General features: G+C 39.1%; 5 protein-coding genes and 1 rRNA gene. All 6 read right to left on the reverse strand.

Annotated elements, in window-relative coordinates:
* Window positions 1-268: 268 nt before the first annotated feature.
* The gene (clpC, locus tag IEW76_RS18805; protein ID WP_229721303.1) at window positions 269-2,704 is read right to left on the reverse strand and encodes an ATP-dependent protease ATP-binding subunit ClpC; all 2,436 of its coding nucleotides are present in this window, start codon (window positions 2,702-2,704) and stop codon (window positions 269-271) included.
* Window positions 2,705-2,725: 21 nt separating this feature from the next.
* Entirely contained in the window at window positions 2,726-3,790 is a 1,065-nt protein-coding gene (gene mcsB, locus IEW76_RS18810) for a protein-arginine kinase McsB (RefSeq protein WP_188655942.1), read from the reverse strand.
* Window positions 3,790-4,344, reverse strand: coding sequence for a protein-arginine kinase activator protein McsA (gene mcsA, locus IEW76_RS18815; RefSeq protein ID WP_188655943.1), 555 nt, complete (start codon window positions 4,342-4,344; stop codon window positions 3,790-3,792). Before mcsA ends, mcsB begins: the two co-directional genes overlap by 1 nt.
* Before the next feature lie 16 nt (window positions 4,345-4,360).
* Entirely contained in the window at window positions 4,361-4,825 is a 465-nt protein-coding gene (locus IEW76_RS18820; protein WP_188655944.1) for a CtsR family transcriptional regulator, read from the reverse strand.
* A gap of 156 nt (window positions 4,826-4,981) precedes the next feature.
* The gene (locus IEW76_RS18825) at window positions 4,982-5,671 is read right to left on the reverse strand and encodes an MgtC/SapB family protein (RefSeq protein ID WP_229721304.1); all 690 of its coding nucleotides are present in this window, start codon (window positions 5,669-5,671) and stop codon (window positions 4,982-4,984) included.
* Between the two features lie 204 nt (window positions 5,672-5,875).
* A 5S ribosomal RNA gene (gene rrf / locus IEW76_RS18830) occupies window positions 5,876-5,991 on the reverse strand.
* Window positions 5,992-6,002 lie beyond the last annotated feature (11 nt).

Raw genomic sequence — 6,002 nt, forward strand, 5'->3', positions numbered from 1 at the left:
CCCTTATTCCAAAGAAGAGTATAGTAACCCTTCTTATTATCTCATACGTTTTATTAAATTATCAGTTACAATGTTTTTACAATACCATTACGTATTTTACCTAATACCCTTACTTCTATATATTATTCTTCTCTCATTTTCTTCTGTTTTATCCATTTAAATCAACCCTCACCTTTTTCGATCAGGCTCAAAACCATATACTAAAAAATCGGAAGGCTCTCACCTTCCGATTTTAAATGATTATCTATTCATGATCTATCGTTTTGAATTACGATTGTGTCGAAACAGTAAATTCACCGTTCTGATCGACATCGATAACAACATTCTGTCCCGTCGCAATGTTCTCTCTTAATAGCTCTTCTGATAGAAGATCTTCTACGTTCTTCTGAAGAGAGCGACGTAATGGACGAGCACCATATTCAGGGTCGAATCCTTCATCCGCAATCTTATCAAGAGCCTTATCTGTAAGGGTAAAGTCAACTTCTAATTCAGTAAGACGTTTCTGTAACTGATCCACCATTAAAGTGACAATTTCCTTCATGTGTTTCTTCTCGAGAGAATGGAAGACAATGATTTCATCTATACGGTTCAAGAACTCAGGTCTGAAAGCACGTTTCATTTCTTCCATCACTTTGGATTTCATATCTTTATAATCCTGACTTGCATCTCCCATTGTAAAGCCAGCATATTTATTCGTCTTCAGTTCAGTGGCCCCAACGTTTGAAGTCATAATGATAACTGTATTACGGAAGTCTACTGTGCGGCCTTTAGAGTCCGTTAACCGCCCGTCTTCAAGAACTTGTAGAAGAGTGTTGAAGACATCTGGGTGAGCTTTTTCAATCTCATCTAACAGAATAACAGAATAAGGCTTTTGGCGAACTTTTTCTGTTAATTGTCCTCCCTCTTCGTACCCAACATATCCAGGAGGTGAACCAACTAGACGGGAAGTGGAGTGTTTCTCCATATATTCAGACATATCGATCCGAATCATAGCATCTTCTTCACCAAACATAGATTCAGCTACTGCTCGAGCTAGTTCTGTTTTACCAACACCCGTTGGCCCTAAGAAGATAAATGAACCAATTGGACGTTTTGGATCTTTCAATCCTGCGCGAGCACGTCGAATGGCTTTTGAAATAGATTTCACAGCTTCTGACTGTCCAATAACACGGTTATGCAAGACATCTTCCATGTTTAGAAGACGCTCACTCTCGTCTTTAGCAAGCTTAGAAACAGGGACTCCGGTCCAAATAGATACCACAGAGGCAATATCCTCTACTGTTACTTCAGAGTTTTCTTGTCCTTGTTTTTCTTTCCACTCATCCTTCGTCTTATCTAATTCTTCTCGCAATTTCTGTTCATTATCTCGTAATGAAGCGGCTTTCTCGAACTCTTGACTTTGTACAGCTGCGTCTTTTTCTTTGCGAACTTCTTCTAATTTTTGTTCAAGTTCTTTCAGGTTTGGTGGAGCTGTATAAGAACGTAAACGTACTTTCGAAGCTGCTTCATCAATAAGGTCAATCGCTTTATCAGGTAAGAAACGATCTTGAATATAACGATCAGAAAACTTAACAGCTGCTTTAATCGCTTCGTCAGTGATGGTCACACGGTGGTGAGCTTCATAGCGATCACGAAGTCCTTCAAGGATTTGCTCAGATTCTTCTAAATTCGGTTCATCTACTTGAATTGGTTGGAAACGACGCTCTAGCGCAGCATCTTTTTCAATATACTTACGATACTCTTCTAAAGTTGTGGCACCGATACACTGCAAGTCACCTCGAGCTAGAGATGGTTTCAAGATATTAGACGCGTCGATCGCACCTTCTGCACCACCAGCTCCAATTAGTGTATGAAGTTCATCAATAAACAGAATAATATTGCCTGCTTGGCGAATCTCTTCCATCACTTTCTTCAGACGATCTTCAAATTCACCACGGTATTTTGTTCCTGCTACTACCGTACCCATATCGAGTGTCATAACTCGCTTATCACGTAAGATTTCCGGAACCTCATTGTTGATGATTTGCTGTGCTAATCCCTCTGCAATCGCAGTTTTACCTACACCTGGTTCACCAATAAGAACGGGGTTATTTTTTGTGCGTCGGCTCAGTACTTGAATGACACGCTCAATTTCCTTACCACGACCAATTACCGGATCAATATTTCCTTCTTTCGCCACGGTTGTTAAGTCGCGTGCAAGTGAATCAAGGGTTGGGGTATTAGCGCTAGCAGACTGGCGGCTACCACCTTGACCATTAGAAGTAGATTCATTGCTTCCAAGCAACTGCAGAACTTGCTGGCGTGCTTTGTTAAGACTAACGCCCAAGTTGTTTAGTACACGTGCAGCAACGCCTTCTCCTTCTCTAATGAGACCAAGTAGAATATGTTCAGTACCTACATATGAATGACCTAACTTTCTTGCTTCATCCATTGATAATTCGATAACCTTTTTAGCACGAGGAGTATAGTGAATCGTTTGTGATACCTTATCTCCTGTTCCAATTAACTGTTCCACTTCTTCTTGGATTTTATCGGCTGCAAGACCTAAAGCGCCTAGTGCTTTAGCCGCAATTCCTTCTCCTTCTCGAACTAAACCAAGTAGAATATGTTCTGTTCCAATATTATTATGACCAAGTCGTACGGCTTCTTCTTGAGCTAATGCTAATACTTTCTGTGCTCTTTCAGTAAAACGCCCAAACATCATCGGGCACCCCTCCTAGTCTAATTATATTTCTAAGTTTAGTCTTTCCCGAATTAAGGCTGCTCTTCGAACATCCCTTTCATCAGGAGATAAATTTTGCTGTGCATACTGTTGTAAAAATCCAGGCTGAGTTAAGATCATCAATTCATTCAGGATGGTTTTTGATAGGCTATTAATATACCCTAGGTCTATTCCTAATCGCACATCAGAGAGGCATTTAGCTGCTTCCTTAGACTCTATAATGCGACTATTAGCCAACACTCCATATGAACGAAAGATCTTATCTTCTAATTGTATGCCGTTTTGTTGAATAATTTGTTGGCGAGCATTTCTTTCTTGCTCAATTAATTGTTCAACAACACTTTTGAGATCGTCTACTATATCTCTCTCAGATTTACCTAATGTAATTTGATTCGAGATTTGAAAGATGTTACCTATTGCTTCGCTACCTTCACCGTAAATTCCTCTAACTACTAAACCTAATTGATTGATAGCTGGGATTAACCGACTCATTTGTTGAGTGATCGTTAACGCAGGTAGGTGCATCATAACGGAGGCTCTTAACCCTGTGCCTACATTTGTTGGGCAACTAGTTAGATAGCCACGCTTTTCGTCAAATGCAAAGTTGATCTTTTCTTCTAGCCAGTCATCGAAATCAGATGCTTGCTCTAAAGCCTTCTCTAACTGAAATCCAGGAAAATATAGCTGTACTCGGATATGATCTTCTTCATTAACCATGACAGATACTTGCTCATTTTGAGAAATTAATGCTGCCCCATGCTTAGCGTGGTCAGACAAGTGGGGACTAATTAAGTGTTTCTCCACCAACACTCTCTTCTCAGTAGGATTCAGTTTACTCATATGAATAAATTCAAAGTCTTTATATGGACCAAAAGAATAATCCTCATATTCCTCTTTAAAAAATTCAACCACTTGTTCTAATTCTTCCTGATCAGCAAGTATCGGAAATGGAATATGGTCGAAGTTTCTGGCTAATCGAATCCGACTACTCATTACGATATCACTATCAGGTCCTTCTTCTTTCAACCAAGGACTAATTGCTTCATTCATAAACTGCTCGAGGGACATTACTGATCACCCTCCCTTTGTTCTGAATCCAACTGTCTTTCAAGGGTGCGAATTTGGTCTCGAACCTTAGCTGCTTCTTCAAATTCTTCTTGGTGAATTAAGGCTTGAAGTTCAGAACGCTTTTGTTCCATTTCTCTTTGTACATGCAATTGTCCGCCTTTTCGTTTTGGAACTTTGCCACTGTGAATGGTGTTACCACTATGAACCCTCCTAAATATAGGGTTTAATCTCTCGTCAAAGGTCTTATAACAATTTGCACAACCAAACTTACCAACCCGCTTAAATTCATCGTAAGTCAAACCACAATGATCACACTTTAATGTTTGAGGCTCTCTGTGTGAGGCTGAATGTGATTTTGAATCAGATAATTGAAAAGAATCAAAGTTAAATAATCCAGATAACAGGTTATGCAAAGAAAGTGAGTCTTGCTCTTGTGACATATAACCCTTGTCATAAGCACATTTCTCACAAACATAAACTTCTGTTTTATGTCCATTTACCACTTGAGTAAAATGCAAAGATGCAGGACGCTCATGGCACTCTTGGCACTCCATTTTCCGTCCCCTCCTTTTAATCTTTGTACTTAACGATCGATATCATAGAAGATAGTATCCTTGATCTAAGTTCATCACGAAGAGTAATCGGAACGGCTAACACATCTTTTGAGATAGCACTCACCATCAGTCTAGCCTCTCGTTCAGAAATTAATTCCTCTTCTAACAAACGTTCTATAACATCAATGGCTCCTTGTTGAGTGACACGTGGTTGAATAAGTAAAATTAGTTCGTTTAGCAATTTCATTTTATCGTGGTGCTGTACACGACTTATTCGGATATAGCCGCCACCACCACGTTTACTCTCTACTATATAACCTTTTTCCACTGTAAAGCGTGTTTTAATCACGTAATTAATCTGCGAGGGAACACATTGAAATGATTCTGCTATTTCACTACGCTTAATCTCGATAACATTGTGATTACTACTCTCAATTATTTTTTTTAAATGTGCTTCAATGATATCGGATATATTCCGCATAGCCCCCCTCCTCAATAATCTTTTTTTGACTTTGACTATCTTTGACTATACTTACATTATACAAATTTAAATGTAGTTTGCAACTATAATGCACTATAAACATTCTTGCCAGTTCAAGACAACTTTATGACTAACAAACTTCTACATTTTCTGAGTTTACTTACGCTGGTATACACATTTCACATGTGGAACAGTAGATAGGCGATCAAAAAGCTCCATTTTGTTAAAATGAGCATTATGAGCGAGTTCAATTAGTATATTTCTTTGACCATTCATTTCATTTTCAATTTGAATATGATTAATATCCAATCCAAAAGCTTCGAAAGCTTCCATCACCTTTGATATTTCTAACTCTTCAAACACCACGATCTGAATATGATGTTTACTTTTCCGCTTAAAGATTCGTTCTGTATTATTAAGTACAATTAAACTGATTAATACTACGACAGTCGTGAGTATTGCAGGTCCATACATACCAGCTCCAATAACAAGCCCTAGCCCTGCAACTACCCATATAGATGCAGCAGTCGTTAAGCCTCGAATTGTCACACCATGGACCATGATTGTACCTGCACCAAGAAAGCCAATACCACTAATAACATATGAAGGAATACGAGCGGGATCAAAGCGAATTCCATCATGCTTATTTAAGTAAGGATCAAAGCCATATAAGGACAACAACATCATCACGCATGCCCCAACACCTACTAGAATATGAGTCCGAAAGCCAGCCGAATGGTTTTTAATCTCTCTTTCAAACCCGATTAAACCACATAGTACAACGGCGGTCACAAGTCGAACTGTCATCAACAATAAGTAATCGTTAAAGAAGGTCTCCATCGACATCAAATCCCTCCGATGTTCTTATAACTAATATACGTAGATATGCTTCTAGGTTATGATTAAACCAGAGCTAAATTATATTAAGTCGAGAGGAGGATCTTTACCATTTACCCTTTTTCACACTAGGTTAATCTAATATGAGGAGAGGAATTTAGTGCAAATCAAACACAAAAAACCTCAAAGGATATAATCCTTTGAGGTTACGTTGCATGGCGGCGTCCTACTCTTGCGGGGGTGAAACCCCGACTACCATCGGCGCTGAAGAGCTTAACTTCTGTGTTCGGCATGGGAACAGGTGTGACCTCTTCGCCAAAACCGCCATACTATTGTTTTT

Source organism: Pontibacillus salipaludis, assembly GCF_014642405.1.
Lineage (GTDB): Bacteria > Bacillota > Bacilli > Bacillales > BH030062 > Pontibacillus > Pontibacillus salipaludis.